This window comes from Klebsiella sp. 141162, from assembly GCF_050600755.1.
Classification (GTDB): Bacteria; Pseudomonadota; Gammaproteobacteria; order Enterobacterales; family Enterobacteriaceae; genus Klebsiella; species Klebsiella aerogenes.
This window is the reverse complement of the sequence record NZ_JAQIRI010000005.1, coordinates 1-21,502: the sequence shown is the minus strand read 5'-3', so window position 1 is coordinate 21,502 and position 21,502 is coordinate 1. Positions and strand designations below refer to the sequence as shown.

Sequence of the window (21,502 nt, the reverse complement as noted above, 5' to 3'; positions counted from 1 at the left end):
GGGGTACAAAACGAGAAGTTACGGTTTCAGGGCGTAGCGCAGCTGATGTTCACGGCGCGACTGTATTCGTTTCTGCCGGGCCTCATCCCAGCGATAAAAACCTTGCCCGCTACGGGCGCCGGTAGCGCCTTGCGCGACCTTGTCGGCGACCAGCGACATCATGTCGCTGCCCGTGGCCAGTTCCGGCAGCAGGTGCTGGCAGATATCCTGGACCGTCGCCAGACCGGTCATATCGGCGGCTTCCAGCGGGCCGACCATCGCGTAACGGCGGCCGAGCGAAGCGCGCATCACTTTGTCGACCACTTCTGGCGAAGCGATGCCGCTCTTGACGATATGCAGCGCTTCGCGCAGCAGGGCGAACTGTAGTCGGTTGCCGACGAACCCCGGCGCGGCGCGGTTGAGTACTACCGCTTCCAGCGAGCAGGAGGATAAAAAGTCGCTGACCTGGTTGGCGAGATGCGGCAGGGTAGCGCTACCCGGCACCACTTCCACCAGCGGGATAAAATGCGGCGGATGCCAGAAGTGGGCGATTAACAAGCGCTCCGGATGCCGCATCCCCTGCGCCAGCCGATCCGGCGGTAGTCCGCTGGTGTTGCTGGCGATGATAGCTTCGTCGGCGATCAGCGTTTCCAGTTCCCGGTATAAGGCGTGCTTGAGCGCCAGACGCTCCGGAATCGCTTCGATCAGCAAGCTGGCGTCAGCAAGATCGCCTAATGCCGTGGTGCCGGACAGGCGCGAGAGCACCGACGCACGCTGAGCGGCGTCAAACTGCTCGCACTCTTCAAGCTCGCGCAAAATGGCGGCGGCGACGCTCTGGATCTCGCTAATGCGCGCCGGGTCGGTGTCGTAGAGGCGTACGGCGTGGCCGTGGCGGGCAAAATGGCAGGCGATGCCGACGCCCATCAGGCCGGCGCCCAGTACCGCCAGTTGTGGTGTAAACATAGTGGCTCCTGTTAACGTTCGATGGTCATCGCGATACCCTGACCGCCGCCGACGCAAAGCGTCGCCAGGCCTTTGCCGACATCGCGGCGCTGCATTTCGTGCAGCAGACTAACCAGAATGCGACATCCTGAGGCGCCAATCGGGTGGCCGAGCGCGATAGCGCCGCCATTGACGTTGACCTTCTGGTTGTCCCACTCCAGCAATTTACCGACTGCCAGCGCCTGTACGGCAAAGGCCTCGTTGGCTTCGATGAGATCCACCTCATCCAGCGCCCAGCCGGCGCGCTGCAGCGCCTTCCGGCAAGCGCTTACCGGACCGATACCCATTACGGACGGATCGACGCCGGCCACCGCAGAGCTGACTATTCGCGCCAGCACCGGCAAGCCAAGCTGCCGCGCTTTATCGACGCTCATCAATAAGACTGCCGCCGCGCCATCGTTGAGTGAAGAGGCATTGCCCGCGGTAACGCTGCCATCTTCTGTGCGGAAGGCCGGGCGCAACTGCGCCAGCTGTTGTTCGCTGGTTTCCGGGCGCGGCTGTTCGTCTGCGTCCACCCTGCGCGGCGCTTTTTTACCCTGAGGGACGCTCAGCGGCACTATCTCAGCTTGAAAGCGCCCGGCGGCTATCGCGGCGGCGGCTTTGCGCTGCGAAAGGGCGGCGAAGGCATCCTGCTGGGGGCGGGAGATGTCAAAGGCGTCGGCAAGGTTCTCGGCGGTGATGCCCATGTGATAGTCGTTAAACGCATCCCATAATCCGTCCTGAATCATGCTGTCCTGCATGCTGGCATGGCCGAAGCGCAGGCCATCGCGCGCGCCCTGAACCAGATACGGGGCATTGCTCATGCTCTCCTGGCCGCCGGCGATAACGATCTCCGCCTCGCCGCTGCGAATGGCCTGTACTGCCTGTTGCACGGCTTTCAGCCCGGAACCGCAAACCAGATTGACGGTAACGGCCGGGGTTTCAACCGGTAGCCCGGCGCGCAGCGCGGTTTGTCGCGCCGGATTCTGTCCACAGCCGGCGGTTAATACCTGACCAAAAATCAGTTCGTCAACGGCGCTGGCCGGTAGCTGTGTGCGTTCAAGCAGACCACGCACTACGGCGGCGCCAAGCTCGACGGCGGAAAGGGAAGATAAGGCGCCGCGAAAACTGCCGATTGGCGTACGTAGCGCGCAGACGATAGCGACTTCTTTCATATTGCCTCCTTAGTTGAAGCGCATTTCGCGGACGTCATCGGCAATGACCAACCGTCCAGCCGTTTTACGGGCAATTTCGTCAATGCTGACGCCGGGAGCGTATTCGCGCAGAACAAAGGCGCCGTCGCTAATTTCCAGCAGCGCGAGATCGGTCAGTACCCGGCGAATACAGCCCGCGCCGGTGAGCGGCAGGGTGCACTGCGCCAGCAGTTTGGATTCGCCGTTTTTCGAAGCGTGCGTCATCACCACGATGATGTTTTGCGCGCCGGCCACCAGATCCATGGCGCCGCCCATGCCTTTCACCATTTTCCCGGGGATCATCCACGAGGCGATATTGCCCGCGACATCGACCTCAAAAGCGCCCAGAACCGTGAGATCGACGTGGCCGCCGCGGATCATGGCGAAGGACTGGGCGGAGTCAAAGATAGCCGCCCCGGTTTGTGCGGTAACGGTCTGCTTGCCGGCGTTAATCATGTCGGCATCAATCGTTGACTCATCGGGAAATTCGCCCATCCCCAACAGGCCGTTTTCCGACTGCAGCATCACTTCAATACCGGCGGGAATATAGTTAGCGACCAGCGTGGGAATGCCGATACCGAGATTGACATAATCGCCGTCGCGCAGTTCCTGGGCGACGCGCATCGCCATTTGTTCGCGAGTTAACATGTTCAGTTCCCTCCGGCGCGCAGCGTGCGCTGTTCAATACGTTTTTCGAATTGCCCGACGATCAGCCGGTCGACATAAATACCGGGCGTGTGGATGGCGGAAGGAGGGAGTTCGCCTGGCGCGACGATTTCTTCGACTTCCACTACCGTGATCCGCCCGGCGGTGGCCATCAACGGGTTAAAATTCTGCGCGGTATGGCGGTAGACCACGTTACCGTACCAGTCGGCTTTCCAGCCCTTAACAAGGGCGAAATCGCCGCGAATAGCCTCTTCGAGAATGTAATTTTTACCGTCGAACTGACGCACTTCTTTGCCTTGCGCCACCGGCGTGCCGTAACCGGTCGCGGTATAGAATCCGGGGATCCCGGCGCCGCCGGCGCGAATTTTCTCGGCAAGCGTCCCTTGCGGCGTCAGCTCCACGGCGAGTTCGCCGCTTAGTACCAGCTGTTCGAAGAGGGCGTTTTCGCCCACGTAGGAAGCCACGACTTTGCGCACCTGGCGCGTTTCCAGCAGCATGCCGAGACCAAAGCCATCGACGCCGCAGTTATTAGAAACTACCGTCAGGCCCTGTACCTGGCGGCGTTTGACCTCGGCAATTAAGTTTTCCGGAATGCCGCACAGGCCGAAGCCGCCGGCCAGTAACGTCATGCCATCGGTTAATCCGTCCAGCGCCGCTTCATAGCTGGCGACGCGCTTATCCAGTCCTGCCATCATTTTTCTCCTGCCTTGCGATGGCTCTATCATTAAGGGCGCCGACTGATTTGATAATTTTGAATTTGTGACCCACTCATTTGGATTTTTTATTAATTTATCGTTAACTAAATTCTTTCAATTAGTTAACAGGTGGAAAAATGAGAATGAGTGTCAAACAGTTACGCGCGTTTCTAGCGGTAGCTCACACTCTCAATTTCGCTCACGCCAGCGAGCGCCTGAACCTGTCGCAGCCGGCGCTGAGTTTGACCATCAAGGGGCTGGAAGAGGCGCTTGGCGGCGCGTTGCTGCAGCGCAGCACCCGCAAAGTGACCTTAACCCAGGAGGGAGAGACCTTTCTGCCGATGGCCCGCCAGCTGCTGGCGGACTGGGACAATGCCGAAGAGGCGATGCGGCAAAGTTTCACCCTGCAGCGGGGAAAGATCTCCGTCGCCGCGATGCCGTCGTTTGCCGCTAACGTGCTACCGGAAGTGCTTAAAGCCTTTCGCGACCGCTATGCGGGAGTCAACGTGACGGTGCATGACGTGATTAATGAGCAGGTGATTGAGATGGTGCGCGAAGGCCGGGTGGAGATGGGGATCGCGTTTGAGCCATCGCCCGGCAACAATTTGTTGTTTACGCCGCTGGCGGTGGATCGCTTTGTGGCGATCGTACCGAAAACGTCGCCTTTAGCGAGTAAAAAGCAGTTAAGCTGGCGTGAACTGCTGACGCTGGATTTCATTACCCTGCAGCGACCGTCGGCGGTGCGTTTGATGCTGGAAGAAGAGCTGGCGCGCAGCGGCAGCCAGTTGGACGTGGCGCTGGAAAGTCATCAGTTGGTCACCGTCGGGCGGATGGTCGCCAGCGGTCTGGGCGGCAGCGCGGTGCCCGCGTTATGCCAGTCGCAGATGCAGTCGCTGGGAGCGGTTTGTCTGCCGTTAAGCGATCCGCCGATTGAAAAGTGTATTGGCGTTATTCACGCCGGACATATGCAGTTGTCGAAAGCGGCGCAGGCGCTGCTGGAAACGCTGAAGGGTTTTTTGCCCGCTTAGGTCGTTCACAGATAAAAAAACCGGCCTGGTAAGCCGGTTTAATCATCAGATTTTGCAGGCATCGCCGCAATCATCATCGGCAACAATCGCCTGCGCTTTTTTGTCCGCTTCGTCCAGGCGTTCAGCGTTACGTTCTTCCGCTTCTTCCAGGCCGCTAAACACCAGGTTGTCGAGATCAATTTCCATGAGTTACCCACTTTGCTACTTTTTTGACTGTCGGCAGAGTATAGGTCAAAACAATGGAAGGTTGCACCCCGCGCCCGAAGCTATCGCACAGAGCGTTAATCGTCAGCTTGTTTTTGGTAGCGGAGTGGGGGGTATTAGTCAATAACCGCTATTATTCATAGTTGACATTATTCATTTATTATATGAAAGCATAAAATGATAATTTTCGGATTGTTTCTTAAATGAAATGACAACGAACCAGTAAATAACGATTGACCCGTTTCAGATATGGTAATATGGCCGCGATTATGGATGAGTCTATGGACCTTGATCAATGGTATCGATAACAGCATCTGCCATCAAAGAATGGCGGAGAAATAATAAAGTCATTTGTCACGTAAAACTTAAATATAAAAAGGTATTGCGAAAATGTCGCGAAATACCTTTAACAGGAGGTAAGTACAAGGAATATCAACGGCTTTGCCAGACATACACATGTGCAAAATTGACCAGTGCGACGCCGGGGCTGGTACATTTTGAAGATAAGCCTTTTAAGGCATATTTAAATAAGCGAATGTCGAAAAGAGCTAAACTGAATATTGCCCATGGCGCTTTGAATTTTATTGAAAAAAGCTTTCAGGCGGAAATATTACCGCAGTTGTATAATGTATCGTCGTTCGGTTGCTCGATGATTACCATCCCGTTGAAGAATGGAACCAGCCTGGAAGTGAAACTTCTGGCCTCGCCGTTCCAGGAAGAGGGGGAACTGATGCTGCAGATGTTCTTTGAAAATAAACGCGTATATAGCGTCTGTTTTTCCTGCACGGATCAAGGAAGCGCGTGGATTGGCGGTATTCAGGGCGGTAAAGACATTAGCAACGATGAAGTGAAGGCGTTGACCAAAGAGCTCTACGGCACGCGGCCAAAAAACCTGATTATCACCTTGCTGTACGGGTTATTGCGCCACTTTAATATCCGTGAGATCTACGCCATCGACAGCGACTACCATGTGAAGAGCGACAAGGTGAAAGCCAGTTACTCAGAGTTGTGGTTAGAAATCGGCGGCGAGAAGCAGCGGCGCGGTTGGTACAAATTACCTCCACAAGAGATTAAAAAAAGTCTTGAAGAGGTGAAAAGTAAACATCGCAGCCAGTTCATTAAACGTGAGAGTTTAAAAGAGCAGGCGCAGTTGGATCTGATCGCAGCATTACGGCAGATTAGCGTAGGTAACAACACCAACCAACCATAATACTGGATTGCCGATTCGCCGGGGGCGGCGGGTCGGCAAGCCATGATTGATGCCATCTTCTTCCTTGCGGCCCCGTCTAACACCACTCTCCTTTACAACCTGCTCATCTATCAAATCCAGTTTATAAATTAAAAAATTTTAAACATTTTATGCGGTTAAATTTTACATAAAATTTACATGTCAATATACTTTCTTACGTTCTTCGCCCTGGTTTGGGGCGTCCAACCAACAGGTTAACTGCGCTGTACGGCATCGCTTATCGATCGGCGCTTTAAAATAAATGCTTTGGTTATATCGACATATGTCGAATGGGATGAAATATGGACGAACAAAAAGGTCATGGTCGAAGGATCTTCTTCACCATATACCGATTGCTTTTTGTGTTACTGAGTTTTGGCATTGGGATTTTCTTAACTATCTGGGGGGGCAAGCTGCTCTCGCTCGGCGGCAGCGCCTGGTATCTGTTAGCCGGTCTCGCTTATCTCATCATCGCCGTCGGTTACTTCACTCGTAGTCAATACGCGCTTCCTCTTGCTGTTCTTACCTTTCTGTTAACGCTGGCCTGGGCGCTGTATGAAGTGCAGCTCAGCTACTGGGGCTTGATCCCTCGTCTGGTGGTTCCTGCGCTGATGCTGATGCTGGCCCTGTGGCTGGCGGCGGCGATGCCGGTGGCTCGCGTGCGTCTGGCGAACTGGAGCGCGACGGTTATCTTTATTGCGCTGCTGGCGACGCTGGTTTCGGCGTTCTACCCGCACGGCGGCATCCATAATGGCGTCGTGAAAGCGGCGAATGGCAACAGCGCGACGCAGGCGGCAAAAAGCGATAACTGGGAGTTCTTCGGCCGCGATGCCTCCGGCACCCGTTTTGCGCCGTATACAGATATTACCCCGGAAAACGTTCATAAGCTGAAAGTTGCCTGGACCTACCACACAGGCCGCCGCCTGACCGGCCCTGCCATTGGCGTTGACGAAAATACGCCGCTGCAAATTGGCGATACGCTGTATTCCTGTACGCCGCTTAACGTGGTGACCGCCATTGATGCCGATACCGGCAAGGCGCGCTGGCGCTTTGACCCGCACGCGCAGACGGCGGAACATGTGACCTGCCGCGGCGTGGGTTACTATGATGTGCAGAGCGACGATACGCTCAGCGCGGAAGAAAAAGCGAGCCCGGCGCTGCAACAGTGTCCGCAGCGGATCATGGTATCGACCGTGGATGCGCGCCTGCTGGCGCTGAATGCAAAAACCGGCGAACTGTGCGATGACTTCGGCGACCACGGCAGCGTGGATCTGAAGCAGGGCATGGGCGACACCGAAAACAGCAAACGCTACCATCCGACTTCAACGCCGGTGATCATGGGGCATATTGCGGTGCTGGGCGGCTGGGTACGCGATATCGTACACGGCGAGCCATCCGGGGTCGTACGCGCTTTTGACGTACGCGATGGTAAAGTCGTCTGGGCCTGGGATGTCGGCAAGCCGGAAAATATCACCGACCCGGAAAAAGGCCGCGTTTATACGCTCGAAACGCCGAACGTGTGGACCATTCCCGGCTTTGATAAAGAGCTGAATCTGGTTTATCTGCCGACCGGTAACGGGCCGCCGGACTACTGGGGCGGCGATCGTAATGAAGCGAAAGAGAAATATGGCTCCGCGGTGGTGGCGGTGGATGCCAGTACCGGTAAAACAAAATGGGTTTTCCAGACCGTTCACCACGATATCTGGGATTACGACCTGCCATCGCAGCCGGTACTGTTCCACATGAAAAACGAGCAGGGCGAGGACGTCCCGGTTCTGATCCAGACCACCAAAACCGGACAGATTCACGTGCTCGACCGCCGCACCGGCAAACCGGTGACCCGCGTCGAAGAACTGCCGGTCGCTCATCAGGGAGCGGAGGGCGAACATCTGTCTGCCACCCAGCCGTTCTCTACCGGCATGCCGCAGTTAGGCGTCGAGCCGCTGAGCGAAAAATCAATGTGGGGCGTGACGCCGTTCGACCAACTAATGTGCCGTATCGATTTTAAAGAGTCGACCTACCTTGGCATGTATACGCCGCCGTCAGAGAAACCGTATATCGAGTGGCCAAGCCTGCTCGGCGGCATGAACTGGGGCGGCATCACCATCGATGAACGTACCGGCACGCTGTTCGTCAACGATATGCGTATGCCGTTGCGGATGTCGCTGGTGCGCAAAGAAGAGATGGCGAAATACAAAGTCTCCACCGACGAAGTCCCTGGCTTTATGGGCACCGTTCGCCCGCAAGTTGCCGGGCCTTACGGCGGCGTGCGTATCGACATCCTGCAGTCCGCGCTGGGCGTGCCCTGTAATACCCCGCCGTTTGGTACCATGAGCGCTATTGACCTGAACAGCCGTCAGCTCTTGTGGCAGGTGCCGATGGGCTCGGTAGAAGATACCGGGCCGCTGGGGATGAAAACCCATCTGCATATCCCGCTGGGGATGCCGACGCTGGGCGGCCCAACCTCCACCGCCTCGGGCCTGGTGTTCTTCGCCGGTACCCAGGATAACTATCTGCGGGCGCTGGATTCCGCCAGCGGTAAAGAGCTGTGGCGCGCTCGCTTGCCGGTTGGCGCGGTAGCGGCGCCGCTGGTCTACAAATCGCCGAAAACCGGCAAAGAGTACGTGCTGATTTCCGCCGGCGGCGCCAGCCACTCGCCGGACGTCGGTGACGATATCATCGCTTACACGCTGGAGGACTAACCTCCTTACACGAAACAGGTCCCGGAAACGGGACCTGTTACTGGCTGACAGCCCGCGCGTTGCAGGGGTCAATCCTGGACTTTTACTATCTGAACATCGCTTAGCGCAATACGCTGCCCTGCGGCATTGACGTAGGCCAGAGACACCGGCGCACCGCTGATTTTATCTACTAACTGGATATGCGGCGACGTATGCAAGAGTTGCTGATGTCCCCATTCCATCAGGGCAAAAAGGACCGGCGCCAGGCTGCGGCTCTTTTCGGTCAGCGTATATTCATAACGCTCACGCGCCCCCGCTTCGCGATAGGGAAATTTACGTAGTAGCCCCATATCAACCATCAATTTTAAACGCTGAGTTAACGTCTGTTTGCTCATTCCGGTATGAGCGCGAATCGTTTCGAAACGCGTCACGCCGTAAAACGCCTCTCTTAAAATCAATAAAATCCATTGATCGCCAACAATTTTAGCGCTTTCCGCCAGGCCGCAAAGTTCTGCGGGCAGGTAAGGGGATGAATTATCTTTTGACATGATTTAGGTTATCTCCTAACCTGAGTTTGAAATATAGACTCAGTTAATCAGGAGAATACTGTGCCTTTTGTTAATGTGCAAACGATTAAAGGGATCATGACCGCCGAGCAGAAGAATGAACTGCTGCGTCGCATGACTGACCTCATGGTGGAAATTGAAGGCCGGGGCGATCCGCAATTCCGTCAGTCCGTCTGGATCCGTATTGATGAACACGAGCCGGAACAGTGGAGCCTCGGAGGAATACAGCCGACAGCGGAGATGATAGCGGCAAAATTTGCCGCTAAACGATGATCTAATTGCCGTTATTGTTATGCGATAACCACGCGCGATTCAGCCTCAATTTCATGACAGGCGACCTGGTGCCCCGGCGCGATTTCGCGTAGACGCGGCGGTTCGCGACGGCAACGTTCGTTTGCCTGCGGGCAGCGAGATGAAAAGCGGCAGCCAGCAGGCGGTCGGGAAGGGTCGGGAATTTCCCCCTGAACGACCGCCAGCGGCTCGCTATCAGGATCCAGCGTGGGCACTGCGGCCAGCAGCGCCTGGGTATAGGGATGAAGAGGGCGGCTAAACAGCGCATCGCGGCTGGCCGTTTCCACCAGTTGACCGAGGTACATCACCGCCACGTCGTCGCACAGATGCTCCACTACTCCGAGGTCATGTGAGATGAATAAAAAAGTGACGCCACGTTCGTCGCGCAGGTCGGCAAACAGATTGATAATCTGCGCCTGAATCGACACATCGAGTGCGGAAATGGGTTCATCGGCGACGATAAAGTCCGGATTAAGAATCAGCGCACGCGCGATGCCGATGCGCTGCCGCTGACCACCGGAAAATTCATGCGGAAAACGGTGGTAATGCTGAGGCGCCAGCCCGCATATCTTCATCACCGCAATGACTTTCTCATAGAGTTCAGCGCGCGTGCACAGTTTATGCTGCAGCATCGCCTCGCCAATCGCCTCGCCGATGCGGATGCGTGGATTCAGTGAACTATAGGGGTCCTGAAATACCAGCTGAATTTTTGGCCGTAAAGCCTGCATTGCTGCCGCTGACAGTTCGGATAACTCCTGACCGCGGAATTTAATGCTGCCGGCGGTTTTTTCATACAATCCAAGCAAGGTGCGGCCAACGGTGGTTTTACCGCTACCGGATTCTCCGACGAGGCCGAAAATCGTTCCCGGACGGATATTAAAACTGACGTCATCGACCGCGCGCAGTTCCCCGGTCTGCTGGCCGAACAGGCCGTCGCGCAGCGGAAAATACTTTTTCAAGCCATTAACTTCAATTACATAGGGCTGATTCATGCCACCGACTCCGTGAATTCACTATAAAAACAGGCCGCCTGGTGAGAGGGCCCCAAAAGTGGCGGTGTATCCTGGCGGCAGCGCGCGGTTGCCTGTTGGCAGCGATCGGCAAACGCGCAGCCCGCAGGCAGTTGCGCGAGGTCCGGTACCTGGCCGGGAATGGAGTAAAGCCGCCGGCGGCGTGCGCCCGGCACCGGGCGAGAGGCGATAAGACCGCGGGTATAGGGATGCTGCGGCTGGCGAAGTACCTCGGCGGTGGTTCCCTGTTCGACGATCCGCCCGGCATACATCACCACTACCCGTTCGGCCATCTGTGCGATCACTCCCAGATCGTGGGTGATCAGCAGCAGAGCCATCTGGTTTTCGCGCGCGCGGTCGCGCAGCAGTCGCAGGATCTGCGCCTGTACGGTGACATCCAGCGCGGTTGTCGGTTCATCCGCTATTAATAATTTTGGCCGGCAGCTCAGCGCCATGGCGATCATTACCCGCTGTAGCATGCCGCCGGAAAGCTGGTGTGGATAGTTCGCCATCAGGCTTTCGCTGCGCGCCAGTCCCACCTCGTTTAACAGTTGTATTGCGCGCTGCCAGGCGGCTTGCGGCGAGTCACCGCGATGACGTATTAGCGGCTCGCAGAGCTGTTCGCCTATGGTCAGTACCGGGTTGAGCGCCGACATCGGCTCCTGGAAGATCATCGCCAACTGGTTGCCGCGCAGGTCGGCCATGTGACGGGCTTTCAGCTTGAGCAGATCGCGTCCTTCGAAATGGATCTCGCCGCCGTCAATGCGAGCGGCCTGTGGAGGCAGCAGGCCCATTAACGACATGGCGGTCACGCTTTTGCCGCAGCCGGACTCACCGACGATACCTACCGTTTGCCCGGCCTGAATCGAAAAAGAGACCTCCTGTACCGCGCGCACCCGGCTACCTTCAGCAGCGAAAGAGACAGAAAGTTGCTTAAAAGAAATTAATGGCGTGCTCATTTCAGCCTCTGTTTCATTTTCGGGTCCATTGCGTCGCGCAGGCCGTCGCCCAGCACATTAATAGCAATCACAGTAATAAAGATGGCAATCCCGGGAGGCATCCATAGCCACGGTCGCCGCTGAAAATCAATCAGGCTGTTAGCAGCATCCATCATGTTGCCCCACGATGGTGTCGGCGGTACCACGCCGAGGCCGAGATAGCTCAGCGCCGATTCGCTCAGAATGGCGTTAGCGACCGCCATTGTCGCCATCACCACCAGAATCGGGATGGTATTGGGCAGCAGGTGACCGAACAGCCGGCGACGCGCCGAGAGTCCCAGTACCTGCGTCGCCAGCATAAAATCGCGCTCGCGTAGCGACAGGCACTGCCCGCGCACCAGCCGCGCCAGCTTCGGCCACTCCAGCAGGCTGAGCATAATTACGACCATCCAGATGCGGGAATCCGGCGAAAAGTCGAGCTCGGAGAGCATCGCGCCGGCGACGATTAATAATGGCAGGCCGGGTATCGTCATCACCAGATCGGCTAGCCGCATGATCAGTTTATCGGTGAGCCCGCCGACATAGCCCGACAGCGCTCCCAGCAGGTAGCCCAGCGTTACCGATAGCAGCATAGTCAACAGGCCGATTATCAGTGAAATGCGCCCGGCCAGCAGTAAACGCGTATAGATATCGCGGCCAAGAAAATCGGTACCTAACCAGTGTTCGGCGCCGGGTGGTTTGTTGATCATCAGCGCATCGGTGGCGTCATCTTTCCACGGCGACCACATCGGCCCGAGCGCGCACCACAGGGCCATCACCGCAAGCAGGATTAAACACAGCATCGCCATTCGGTTGCGGCGCAGTTGGCGCCACGCCTGATGCCATGGAGAGGGAGTTATTTGCGCGAGCGCGGGGATTGTCGCCTGGCGCAGGCGGCGACGGTGGCCAAACAGGGAAGTTATCATCATTACCTCACTCGAATGCGCGGATCGGCCCACGCGTAGAGCACATCGGCCAGTAAATTACCGATGATCGTCAGCACCGCCAGAAACAGGGTAAACCCCATCAATACCGGATAGTCGCGAGCGGCCAGCGAATCGATATGAATGTGTCCGGCCCCCGGCCAGTTAAATACTTTTTCGGTAATGATGGCGCCAGAGAACAATCCCGGCAGTTCAAAGCCAAGCAGGGTGATGACCGGCAGTAGCGCATTGCGCAGCGCGTGTTTCATGATAACCGTGCGTTCTCGCAGCCCTTTAGCACGGGCGGTACGAATGAAATCCATCTTCACCACGTCGAGCATGCTGGCGCGAAAATAGCGCGTCAGGCTACCGGCCTGCAGCATCACCAGCGCCAGTACCGGCAGTACCAGATGGGCGGCGACCTGCAGCACATACTGCCAGCCGCTATCGTCGCTGCCGGTATTGGTCATCCCGCCTACCGGCAGCCAGTGAAGGTCGACGGCAAACCACTTAATTAGCAGCAGGCAGAGGAAAAAGGTGGGAAAGGACATCGCGGCGAACACCGCGATACTCACCAGATGATCAAACCAGGAATTAGGTCTGAGCGCGGAGACCACGCCAACCGTCAGGCCGATACCCCAGTAGAAAACCAGCGCCACGCTCGCCAGCAGGAAGGAGTTCCAGATGTACTGGTTCAGTAACTGGCTGACCGGAATTTGGTATTGCAGCGAGAAGCCTAAATCCCCGCGCAGCAGTTGCCCCAGCCAGTGAAGGTAGCGGGTGAAAAGTGGCTGGTCGAGGCCGTATATCGCCTTCAGTTCGGCGGCGCGGGCGGCCGTCAAGGTGATATTGCCATCGATAAAGTCGCCGGGGGTTTTGGCAAAGAGCATAAAAATGATAAAGGAGGCCAGCAGCAGCATCGGCAGCGTTTGCAATAAGCGCCTCAGGATGAAATTTTTCATAACATTCTCACATCAGCCGCCGGGGAGGCCGGCGGCTGGGGGATTTACTTCACGATTTTCACGTCCGGCAAACTGCCGGTGAGGCCGTTATAGATATCCGGCTTAAAGCCGGTCACGCGGGCGCTGCTGGCGGAAAGAATCTCCCGGTATCCAAGCAAGATAACCGGCGGATCCTCGGCCAGCACCTGGTACAGCTGGTGATAAATAGGCTTGCGTTGTTCGACATCCAGCACCGCGTTACCCGCATTGATAAGCTTATCGACTTCAGCATTGTGGTAGCCCGACTCTTTGGCTTCGCTGCTGTAGAAGTCCCACACGCCGTCATGCGGATCGTTGAGGGTGCTGGTGCTAAACGACGCCAGATCGTAATTACCTGCTTTGCGCTGCGCCATCAGCGCGTTGAAATCAACCACCTGCGGTTTCAGCAGCACGCCGATCTGCCGCCAGTTCTCTTTGGCAATCGGAATCAGCGCGTCGTTAATGACTTTTTTGCTCGCCAGCAGGGTCAGCTCCAGCCGTTTACCGTCTTTCACGCGGATGCCATCGGCGCCAGGCAGCCAGCCCGCTTCATCGAGCAGTTTTTTCGCCTGCGCCGGATCGTAATGATAGGGGTTGACGCCCTGCGCGTTGAAAGCCCAGGAAATAGGCGCGATCGGTTCAATGGCTACCTTGCCGTATCCCTGATACACCACGTCGATTAACTTCTGGCGGTCAAGCCCGTAAATCAGCGCCTGACGCACTTTTTTATCCTGCAGCGCCGGGCGATGGACGTTGAACTCCACCTGGCTGTAGTCGCTGGAACCGTAGAGGTTGATATTGGCAAAACCGAGCATCTTAAGCTGCTCAATATCATCCGGACGCGAGGTGAAGGCGTCGTAGTCGGTTTCGCCAGTCTGGAATAACTGGAAATTGGTGGACGGATTGGTCACGCGATAGATAAAGCGTGGCGTTGGCGGCGTACCGCGGTAAAAATGCGTGTTGGCGTGGAAGCGAATCTCCTGACCGGGAATATATTTATCGTAGACATACGGGCCGTTACCCAGCGGTTTTCCGTGCAGAGAACGCAGATAATCCAGATTTCCGCGTTGATACCCTTTGCCGTACCAGGCTTTCGATAATACCGGACCGCCGATTTTCGCCAGCGTCGTCGCGCCCGGCTGAGTGGTGGTAACCTGCAGGGTCAGCGGATCGATAACTTTCAGGCCACTCACGCTATCGGCTTTGCCGGCTTTATATTCTGCGCCGCCGGCGATATTGGCCAGAGTAATATCGGTGTCGCCGTCATATTTCGGGTCGAGCAGAACGGTCAGCGTAAAGGCGACATCCTCCGCGGTGAGTGGCGATCCGTCGCTGAAGGTCAGGTTAGGGCGTAATTTGATGGTATAGACTTTGTTATCCGCGCTCACCGTCCAGCTCTCAGCCAGCCCCGGCACCAGCTTACCCTGACTGTCCCAGTCAATCAGGCGCGAGAAAATAACGTTGGTGACGTTCTCATCCCAACCGTTGACGAAGAAGTAAGGGTTAAAGATCCCCTGCGGTTCAGAAATGCCGGCCACCACCGTGTCTTTACGCAGTTTGGCGCTTGCCGGGATCTGGCTGGCATCGGTTGCGGGAGTGATCCCTTCTTTAAGGATATCGTCGGCGTTGGCGACAGAAGAAAATGCCACCATGCTACCGAGTAGCGCCACTTTCAGCGCCAGCGCGAAGCGCGTTTGTCTGGTTTTTAATCCTTGCCGTAATCTGGACAAAAGTGCTACCTCATCAAATGATTGCGTTGTTATTTACAATTCATGACGAAGATAAGAGGCGCGCTGAATACTGTCTAACAACGAAACGCTATGGTTTATAGCCATTTCGCATTAGCAAAAAACCGGCAATATAATGCCGGTTTTCGGGGAAGTCATAGTGGATTGTTCTTTATGCCGCGGCAGCTAATCGCGGGCCTCAACCGGCAGCCACAGAGCCTGCGGATTGGCGAAATAATATTCAACTTCGGCATAAAAACGGCTGGCGTGCAGGCCATCCACAAAAGCGTGATTAAATCGGCCGGCAACCGGAATGATGCCATTTTTCAGTTTCCCCCACGTCAGGGCGGGCACCGCCGCGCCAACGTAGTATTCCGCATGGGTCATGGCGCTGAAGTGCAGCCACGGCAGGCAACTGGCGCAAAAGAAATTTTCTTCTTCCACAATAAGCGGTGAGGGATTGGTGCTTCTTGCGGCCTCAATGCGCGGCGTTGCGGCGGCGCTAAACGCGGGGAAATCAGCGGCGTTATCGCACCATACCTGCCGAAAACCTTCGCTGGTCGTCATGATCGGCGTCATCACCGAGATGGCGTCATATTCGATGATATCGTCGTTGCGCAGGCGCTGTCTTAGCTGCGGTACGGCGTTGGCCGCGCGCAACAGGCCGAATAATGCCAGTTGAAAGAAGGAGACGCCGTGGTCCTTCGCGCAGGTATACAACTGTTGCGCTTCGACCGGTACGCACAGATTGAAGCTGGGATTGGCAAAGGTACGGTAGAACGTAAAATGATCCAGGCGAGGCCAGCTCGCTTTATCAATGACGCGATAATGTGCCACGGTTGACTCCTTCATGTGGGTTTCCCTTACTATGCGACGATTTCCACCAGGTTACCATCCGGGTCTTTGATAACCGCCTCATAATAGCCATCACCGGTGGTGCGCGGGGCAGAGACTAAAATTCCCGCCATTTCAGCGCGTTTGGCTAACGCATTAACCTGTTCCGCGCCGCCGACGGCGATCGCCAGATGCGCCCACCCCGTATGGTTGTTATCGCGGGGCGAGTCCTGTAAGCCGGGTTTGGCCATTAACTCAATTGCCACGTCAGAGCCAATTTTTACAAAGTAGGATTCAAAACCAGGATTGGTCTTACTGTGGTACTTTTCGTTGATTTCACCGGCAAAAAACTCCACCCAAAAGCGTGCTTGTTGCTCAAGATGGCGGGTCCAGAGGGCGATGTGGGCGACTTTCATGATTTACCTCGTAAGGGTTCGGGTTGACAGCATGCGCATGAGTGAATGATTATGCTCTTTGCTGCTCGTTATGTTTATTTAAAGGAGTTATTGTGCTCGATTATGCTGCTTTCCCTCAGCAACGACAAGCGCTGATTTGTCAGATCCTGCAGGAGGACGGTAGGGTCGTCTGCGCCGATTTGGCTCAGCGCTTACAGGTCTCTGAACACACTATTCGCCGCGATCTTCATGAGTTGAGCAAAGAAGGATATTGTAAGAAAGTCTACGGCGGCGCGGTGATGACCCTGCCGGAATCCATGGAGTACAGCGAACGTAAAGAGAAAAACAGGGCAACAAAGAGCAGGATCGCACAGAAGTGCGCACAGCTAGTGAAACCGGGCGGCTGTATTTTTATTGATACCGGCACCACCAATCTGGCAATGGCGGAAGCGCTACCGGGCGAGCTGGCCTTAACCGTGGTCACCAATTCTCCGGAAATCGCGGCGGTTCTGCTTAAAAAACCGCTTTACGAGGTTGTGATGCTCGGAGGTCTGGTGCAACGCGCGGCTGGCGGTTGTGTCGGCGCATCGGCGGTGGCCCAGGTGCAGGGGATCCTCTTTGACCAGGGGTTTATTGGCGGCTGCGCGATGGCTCCGGAGTCAGGTTTAACCGGCTTTGATCACGCCGATTGTGAATTTAAGAAAGCGGTTATCAAACAGTGCAGTGAGATTATCGTTGGCTTAACCTCAGATAAAATCCCCGCCGTCGCGCGTTTTGTGGTAGCTGAAAGCAGCGCCATTGACGTGCTGGTGGTGGAGGAAAACATTAGCCGTAAATACCGGGATGCTTTCCGTGAACACGAGATCCGTATCTATACCGTCTAGTACAGGGGCAAATTATTAATTTGAGAAAACCGGGCTATCACTTTGATAAAAATGGCGGCGAAATGTTTCTGCCCTGCGGGCCGCGGCCTTAGTAGCGCTATTTTCTCCGCACTTTAGCCGTATTTTGCGCGGCGACTCACAAAAACGAAGCTTACGCAGCACCTCATTGATTTCTGGCACAAATCTTGGATTTGTTATCGGTGAAGTGGCTTTTCCCATGGGTTATGGATAGCGCGACGTTTAGCGAACCCGGGATTGCCCGCAACGGATAATCATTGAGGGGACTGTTATGTGTGCTTCACCTTCAGCGCCGCTACGGCGCGTGGATGGACTGGCGAAAGTCAAAGGAACGGCCGTTTATGGCGACGATATTACCTTACCGGGCATGCTGTATGGCGTTTGCCGCTTTGCGGATATACCCGCCGGGAAAATTGAGGCGATAGATCTTAGCGAGGCGCTGAATGTTGCAGGCGTGGTAAAAATCGCCACCTGGCAGGATATCCCCGGTACACCGGTCGTGGGGATCATCGTCAAAGATTATCTGCCTATCGTCAAAGACGAGGTGGTCTTCCACGGCGATGTCGTCGCCGTGGTGGCGGCAACCAGTTATGAAGCCGCCTGCGAAGCGGCGGATAAAATACATGTGCGCTATACGCCTTATGAGCCGCTAACGGACGTAGAAGCCGCGCTGGCGGCGGACGCCCGGCGAATTCACCCGGAGCGCAGCGATAATATCGCCGCCCATCACCACACCGTTAAGGGCGACATCGCCAAAGGCTTTGCCGAAGCCAGTCACGTGATTGAACGTGAATATGAAGTGGGCTTCCAGGAACACGCCTACATCGAACCGGAAGTCGTACTGACCTGGCTTGATCCTACCGATGGTAGCCTGATTATCTCCGGCTCCATTCAGAACCCGCACCGCGTACGCAGCTTCGTGGCTAAGTTTATGGGCTGTCCGCAAAGCCAGATTAACGTCAAACGCGCGGTGATGGGCGGCTCGTTCGGCGGGAAAGACGACATCATCGATCATCTGGCCTGCCGTTCCGCATTGATGACGCGGCTTACCGGTCGTCCGGTTAAATTTACCTACACCCGCGAGCAGTCCATTATCGAAAGCTGTAAGCGCCACCCTTATAAAATGAAGTATCGCGCCGGGGTGGACGACAACGGGCGTATTCTGTCGATCAAAATCGATATTCTTGCCGATAGCGGCGGTTATGCGGCGTCTTCCCCGTTCGTCACCTGGCGTTCTTCGGTGCAGGCGGCGGGGCCGTACAATATTGATAACGTCCATATCGACGTCAAAGCCGTCTATACCAACAACAGCTATACCTCGGCGATGCGTGGTTTCGGTTCACCACAGGTGGTTTACGCCAACGAATCCTTTATGGATGAAATTGCCGAAGTGCTCAATCTCTCGCCGGTGGCGGTGCGTGAAGTGAATGCGCTGCGTCAGGGAGATACCTCGGTCACCGGGCAGCGGTTTGATAAACACACCGTCTCGGCGACTGAAGTCCTGAGTAAGGCGGTGAATGCCTCGGAATTTGCGGCAAAACGCCAGCACTATCGTGAATTGAACCAAAAAGGCGGCGTTTATCGATATGGTATTGGCCTGGCGCTGAGCTATCGCGGCTGTTCCATTGGCGCGGAAGGGGTTGATACTTCGACGGCGCTTATCCAGGTCAATGAAGACGGTAGCGTCAATCTGGCGACATCGGTATCGGAAAACGGTCAGGGTCTGCAAACCGCGATGTCGCTAATCGCCGCGGAAGCCTTTGGTATTCCTCTTTCTGAACTGCATTTTATGGAGCCGCCGACCTCGGTTATCGGCGACGGCGGATCGACGGCGGCGACCCGCGGGACAATGGTCGGCGGCGGGGCGATTCTTGACGCCGCCGACAAGATAAAACGCCGTATTCTTAGCGTCGTCGGCGACAGCATCGGCACCCGCGAGTTGGAAGAAACCCTGTGGCAGGACGGCTTTATCATCAACGCCCAGGACAGTGAACGGCGTATTGACTTCAAAACCGCGGTTAATAAGACCAAATGGGCCAGCGTCAGCCTGACCGAGTACGGCTGGTTTGTGCCGCCGCCCATTCATTGGGATGAAGAAAAAGGCTGCGGCAGCCCGTACTTTACCTGGGTCTACGGCTGCCAGGTGGCGGAGGTACGGGTGAATACCAGCACCGGTAAAACCGATTTGCTGCATGTTACCGCCGCCCATGACGTGGGTCGGGTACTCAACCCGGTGGGTTTTGAAGGCCAGGTTTACGGTGGGGTGGCGCAGGGTTTCGGCTATGCGCTGCTGGAAGACTTCAACATTGAAAACGGCCGGGTCAAATCGGAAAACTTCGACAGCTACCTGCTACCGACGATGAAAGATATTCCGCCGATGACGATTATCGGCGTAGAAAACCCGGATATCGCCGGGCCTCTGGGGGCGAAGGGGATCGGCGAGCCGGCCACTGAACTCGCGGCGGCGGCTATCAACAACGCGGTAAGTTTCGCCCTCGAGACGCGGTTTAATAAATTACCGCTGACCCTTGAACAGGTGATCCTCGGCTACAACCTGAAAAAGCCGGTTCGCCAAAGCGAAATGATGCTGGAGGCGGAAAACAAGAAGCAGGTGCTGCGTCTCACTGACGTGGAAGTGACTCGCGCGAAAAGCCTGCAGGAGGCGTTAGCCCTGCTGGCGCAAGAGGGCGTGACGGCTATCGCCGGCGGTACCGATGTAATTGTGCAGGGGCGTCTGCAAACCCGCGCGATGCGGCTGGTTGATATTTCCCGTCTGCCGGAGTTGACGCAGGTGAGCGAAGATCCGGTCAGCCATGAGGTCATCATTGGCGGAGCGATGACCTTTAACCGTATTACCGATCATCCGCTGTTGCGCGAACGTTACCCGCTGCTGGTGCAGGCCTGTCATACCGTCGGTTCGCACCAGATCCGCAACCGCGCCACCATCGGCGGCAATATCGTCAACGCCGCGCCCTGCGGCGATTCCATTCCGCCTGCCATCCTCTATGACGCGCGCATCGAACTGCGCTCGCTAAATGGCGCACGCACCCTCGGTCTGGCCGAGTTCTTGCTGTCTGGCTACAAGACCCAGCGCCAGCCGGATGAACTGCTGACCAAAGTGATACTGCCGCCGCCGGCGCGCCCGCAGGCGAAAGGGTTTTATCACCAGTTAGGGCGGCGCAACGCCCTCAACATCACCCGTCAGAGCCTGAGCGCGTTACTGGACTTTGCTGATGATGGCACGGTGAGCTACTGCCGGCTGGTGGACGGCGCGCTGTTCAGTAAGCCGCAGCGGCTGCTCGATATTGAGCGCTGTCTGCTGGGGAAACCACTGAACAACGACACCATCGATAGCGCCTGCGAAGTGCTGGATAAGCTTATCTATGCGGCCATCGGCAAGCGCTGGTCGGCGGCATATAAGCAGCCGGTGTTCGTCAATATGTTCCGCGACATGATGGCCGAGGCGCAACGGGCCTCAGGGATTTAATGATTCAATCAGGGCGCCAGAGCGCCCTGTACAGGATAAAGCTATGAGCACAATTAAAGTGAAGGTAAACGGCAAGCTGGTGGAAGCAAAAGTAGAAGGCAATATGCGCCTATTGGATCTGGTGCGGGATACATTGCATCTTACCGCCACCAAAGAGGGATGTTCGATTGGCGAATGCGGCGCCTGCACGGTGCTGATGGACGGTAGCGCCGTTTGTTCTTGTCTGGTACTGGCCGAACAGTGTGATGAAGCGGAGATCGAGACCCTGGAAGGGTTAAACGATAATCCGATTACGCAAAAATTACAGGATGCGTTTATTGAGAAGGGCGGCGTGCAGTGCGGGTTCTGTACGCCGGGAGTATTGGTCAGCGCCACCGAGTTGTTAACCAAAGAGCCGCACCCGGACGAAGCGCAAATAAAGGATGTATTAGAAGGCAATATGTGCCGCTGTACCGGCTATCAGCCGATTATTGACTCCATTCAACACGCGATTAAATCGTGATCTTGTACCGGGGCTGCTGTTTTGTGCGATTTGGTGGCCGGATAAGGCGCCACCGGGGGAGAATTCCCGGATAGCGGCGCATGGCGCCTTATCCGGGTTACGGTTCGGTAGTCGTCGGTATCCCCGGTAAGCGTAAGCGCCACCGGGGAGGATTCCCGGATAGCGGCGCATAGCGCCTTATCCGGGCTACGGTTCGGTAGTCGGTTGGTAGCCCCGGTAAGCGTAAGCGCCACCGGGGAGGATTCCCAGATAG

General features: G+C 56.2%; 20 protein-coding genes. 7 read left to right on the top strand and 13 right to left on the bottom strand.

Annotated elements, in window-relative coordinates:
- Window positions 1-18: 18 nt before the first annotated feature.
- From PGR23_RS15225 to PGR23_RS15210, 4 genes are read right to left on the bottom strand one after another with little or no spacing between them, the layout of a single operon-like run.
- Entirely contained in the window at window positions 19-942 is a 924-nt protein-coding gene (locus tag PGR23_RS15225) for a 3-hydroxyacyl-CoA dehydrogenase family protein (RefSeq protein WP_315710185.1), read from the bottom strand.
- 11 nt (window positions 943-953) lie between these two features.
- A complete protein-coding gene (locus tag PGR23_RS15220) occupies window positions 954-2,135 on the bottom strand; it encodes an acetyl-CoA C-acetyltransferase (RefSeq protein WP_047078443.1) in 1,182 nt (393 codons plus the stop codon).
- 9 nt (window positions 2,136-2,144) lie between these two features.
- Window positions 2,145-2,801, bottom strand: coding sequence for a CoA transferase subunit B (locus tag PGR23_RS15215; RefSeq protein WP_047046538.1), 657 nt, complete (start codon window positions 2,799-2,801; stop codon window positions 2,145-2,147).
- Window positions 2,802-2,803: 2 nt separating this feature from the next.
- The gene (locus tag PGR23_RS15210) at window positions 2,804-3,511 is read right to left on the bottom strand and encodes a CoA transferase subunit A (RefSeq protein WP_047046533.1); all 708 of its coding nucleotides are present in this window, start codon (window positions 3,509-3,511) and stop codon (window positions 2,804-2,806) included.
- Window positions 3,512-3,651: 140 nt separating this feature from the next.
- Between PGR23_RS15210 and PGR23_RS15205 the strand changes: the two genes are divergently transcribed.
- Window positions 3,652-4,542: a LysR family transcriptional regulator gene (locus PGR23_RS15205; RefSeq protein ID WP_020079025.1), complete on the top strand. Its 891-nt coding sequence runs from the start codon at window positions 3,652-3,654 to the stop codon at window positions 4,540-4,542.
- A gap of 45 nt (window positions 4,543-4,587) precedes the next feature.
- On the opposite strand, the gene PGR23_RS15200 is transcribed toward PGR23_RS15205, so the two are convergent.
- Window positions 4,588-4,728 carry a hypothetical protein gene (locus tag PGR23_RS15200; protein WP_015705194.1) on the bottom strand — a complete coding sequence of 47 codons (141 nt, stop codon included), beginning with the start codon at window positions 4,726-4,728 and terminating at the stop codon, window positions 4,588-4,590.
- Between the two features lie 313 nt (window positions 4,729-5,041).
- Between PGR23_RS15200 and PGR23_RS15195 the strand changes: the two genes are divergently transcribed.
- Window positions 5,042-5,956 (top strand): DUF535 family protein, encoded by a 915-nt coding sequence (locus PGR23_RS15195; RefSeq protein ID WP_045397678.1) that lies wholly within the window; start codon window positions 5,042-5,044, stop codon window positions 5,954-5,956.
- A 320-nt stretch (window positions 5,957-6,276) separates the two neighbouring features.
- The gene (locus tag PGR23_RS15190; RefSeq protein WP_315710192.1) at window positions 6,277-8,676 is read left to right on the top strand and encodes a membrane-bound PQQ-dependent dehydrogenase, glucose/quinate/shikimate family; all 2,400 of its coding nucleotides are present in this window, start codon (window positions 6,277-6,279) and stop codon (window positions 8,674-8,676) included.
- A gap of 68 nt (window positions 8,677-8,744) precedes the next feature.
- On the opposite strand, the gene PGR23_RS15185 is transcribed toward PGR23_RS15190, so the two are convergent.
- Entirely contained in the window at window positions 8,745-9,203 is a 459-nt protein-coding gene (locus PGR23_RS15185; RefSeq protein WP_315710194.1) for a winged helix-turn-helix transcriptional regulator, read from the bottom strand.
- 60 nt (window positions 9,204-9,263) lie between these two features.
- On the opposite strand from PGR23_RS15185, the gene PGR23_RS15180 reads away from it, so the two are divergent.
- On the top strand, window positions 9,264-9,494 hold the full coding sequence (locus PGR23_RS15180) for a tautomerase family protein (protein ID WP_045397673.1): 231 nt from the start codon (window positions 9,264-9,266) through the stop codon (window positions 9,492-9,494).
- A 17-nt stretch (window positions 9,495-9,511) separates the two neighbouring features.
- On the opposite strand, the gene PGR23_RS15175 is transcribed toward PGR23_RS15180, so the two are convergent.
- The 7 genes from PGR23_RS15175 to PGR23_RS15145 all read right to left on the bottom strand — a co-directional run bounded on the left by PGR23_RS15175 (window position 9,512) and on the right by PGR23_RS15145 (window position 16,379).
- On the bottom strand, window positions 9,512-10,504 hold the full coding sequence (locus tag PGR23_RS15175; RefSeq protein WP_047050611.1) for an ABC transporter ATP-binding protein: 993 nt from the start codon (window positions 10,502-10,504) through the stop codon (window positions 9,512-9,514).
- Window positions 10,501-11,481 carry an ABC transporter ATP-binding protein gene (locus PGR23_RS15170; RefSeq protein WP_047046519.1) on the bottom strand — a complete coding sequence of 327 codons (981 nt, stop codon included), beginning with the start codon at window positions 11,479-11,481 and terminating at the stop codon, window positions 10,501-10,503. The genes PGR23_RS15175 and PGR23_RS15170 overlap by 4 nt, the downstream gene beginning before the upstream one ends.
- Complete coding sequence (gene opp4C, locus PGR23_RS15165) at window positions 11,478-12,425, bottom strand: oligopeptide ABC transporter permease (protein WP_045397668.1); 948 nt, start codon at window positions 12,423-12,425, stop codon at window positions 11,478-11,480. Before opp4C ends, PGR23_RS15170 begins: the two co-directional genes overlap by 4 nt.
- Window positions 12,426-12,427: 2 nt before the next feature.
- The gene (locus tag PGR23_RS15160) at window positions 12,428-13,384 is read right to left on the bottom strand and encodes an ABC transporter permease (RefSeq protein ID WP_015705201.1); all 957 of its coding nucleotides are present in this window, start codon (window positions 13,382-13,384) and stop codon (window positions 12,428-12,430) included.
- A gap of 44 nt (window positions 13,385-13,428) precedes the next feature.
- Window positions 13,429-15,132: an ABC transporter substrate-binding protein gene (locus PGR23_RS15155; protein ID WP_308958422.1), complete on the bottom strand. Its 1,704-nt coding sequence runs from the start codon at window positions 15,130-15,132 to the stop codon at window positions 13,429-13,431.
- A 183-nt stretch (window positions 15,133-15,315) separates the two neighbouring features.
- Window positions 15,316-15,966 (bottom strand): CatA-like O-acetyltransferase, family 1, encoded by a 651-nt coding sequence (locus PGR23_RS15150; RefSeq protein ID WP_045397692.1) that lies wholly within the window; start codon window positions 15,964-15,966, stop codon window positions 15,316-15,318.
- 29 nt (window positions 15,967-15,995) lie between these two features.
- Complete coding sequence (locus tag PGR23_RS15145; protein ID WP_315710202.1) at window positions 15,996-16,379, bottom strand: VOC family protein; 384 nt, start codon at window positions 16,377-16,379, stop codon at window positions 15,996-15,998.
- Window positions 16,380-16,471: 92 nt separating this feature from the next.
- On the opposite strand from PGR23_RS15145, the gene PGR23_RS15140 reads away from it, so the two are divergent.
- The 3 genes from PGR23_RS15140 (at window position 16,472) to PGR23_RS15130 (ending at window position 21,249) form a co-directional block, all read left to right on the top strand.
- The gene (locus tag PGR23_RS15140; RefSeq protein ID WP_045397662.1) at window positions 16,472-17,242 is read left to right on the top strand and encodes a DeoR/GlpR family DNA-binding transcription regulator; all 771 of its coding nucleotides are present in this window, start codon (window positions 16,472-16,474) and stop codon (window positions 17,240-17,242) included.
- 289 nt (window positions 17,243-17,531) lie between these two features.
- A complete protein-coding gene (locus PGR23_RS15135; protein WP_063414383.1) occupies window positions 17,532-20,747 on the top strand; it encodes a molybdopterin cofactor-binding domain-containing protein in 3,216 nt (1,071 codons plus the stop codon).
- 43 nt (window positions 20,748-20,790) lie between these two features.
- A complete protein-coding gene (locus PGR23_RS15130) occupies window positions 20,791-21,249 on the top strand; it encodes a (2Fe-2S)-binding protein (protein ID WP_063414385.1) in 459 nt (152 codons plus the stop codon).
- The last annotated feature ends 253 nt before the right edge of the window (window positions 21,250-21,502 follow it).

Coding starts and splice junctions, on each gene's coding strand:
- PGR23_RS15185 (WP_315710194.1), bottom strand. CDS start 9,203: ATGTCAAAAGATAATTCATCCCCTTACCTGCCCGCAGAACTTTGCGGC.
- PGR23_RS15220 (WP_047078443.1), bottom strand. CDS start 2,135: ATGAAAGAAGTCGCTATCGTCTGCGCGCTACGTACGCCAATCGGCAGT.
- PGR23_RS15160 (WP_015705201.1), bottom strand. CDS start 13,384: ATGAAAAATTTCATCCTGAGGCGCTTATTGCAAACGCTGCCGATGCTG.
- PGR23_RS15210 (WP_047046533.1), bottom strand. CDS start 3,511: ATGGCAGGACTGGATAAGCGCGTCGCCAGCTATGAAGCGGCGCTGGAC.
- PGR23_RS15205 (WP_020079025.1), top strand. CDS start 3,652: ATGAGAATGAGTGTCAAACAGTTACGCGCGTTTCTAGCGGTAGCTCAC.
- PGR23_RS15225 (WP_315710185.1), bottom strand. CDS start 942: ATGTTTACACCACAACTGGCGGTACTGGGCGCCGGCCTGATGGGCGTC.
- PGR23_RS15195 (WP_045397678.1), top strand. CDS start 5,042: ATGGTATCGATAACAGCATCTGCCATCAAAGAATGGCGGAGAAATAAT.
- PGR23_RS15135 (WP_063414383.1), top strand. CDS start 17,532: ATGTGTGCTTCACCTTCAGCGCCGCTACGGCGCGTGGATGGACTGGCG.
- PGR23_RS15130 (WP_063414385.1), top strand. CDS start 20,791: ATGAGCACAATTAAAGTGAAGGTAAACGGCAAGCTGGTGGAAGCAAAA.
- PGR23_RS15170 (WP_047046519.1), bottom strand. CDS start 11,481: ATGAGCACGCCATTAATTTCTTTTAAGCAACTTTCTGTCTCTTTCGCT.
- PGR23_RS15145 (WP_315710202.1), bottom strand. CDS start 16,379: ATGAAAGTCGCCCACATCGCCCTCTGGACCCGCCATCTTGAGCAACAA.
- PGR23_RS15200 (WP_015705194.1), bottom strand. CDS start 4,728: ATGGAAATTGATCTCGACAACCTGGTGTTTAGCGGCCTGGAAGAAGCG.
- PGR23_RS15215 (WP_047046538.1), bottom strand. CDS start 2,801: ATGTTAACTCGCGAACAAATGGCGATGCGCGTCGCCCAGGAACTGCGC.
- opp4C (WP_045397668.1), bottom strand. CDS start 12,425: ATGATAACTTCCCTGTTTGGCCACCGTCGCCGCCTGCGCCAGGCGACA.
- PGR23_RS15190 (WP_315710192.1), top strand. CDS start 6,277: ATGGACGAACAAAAAGGTCATGGTCGAAGGATCTTCTTCACCATATAC.
- PGR23_RS15175 (WP_047050611.1), bottom strand. CDS start 10,504: ATGAATCAGCCCTATGTAATTGAAGTTAATGGCTTGAAAAAGTATTTT.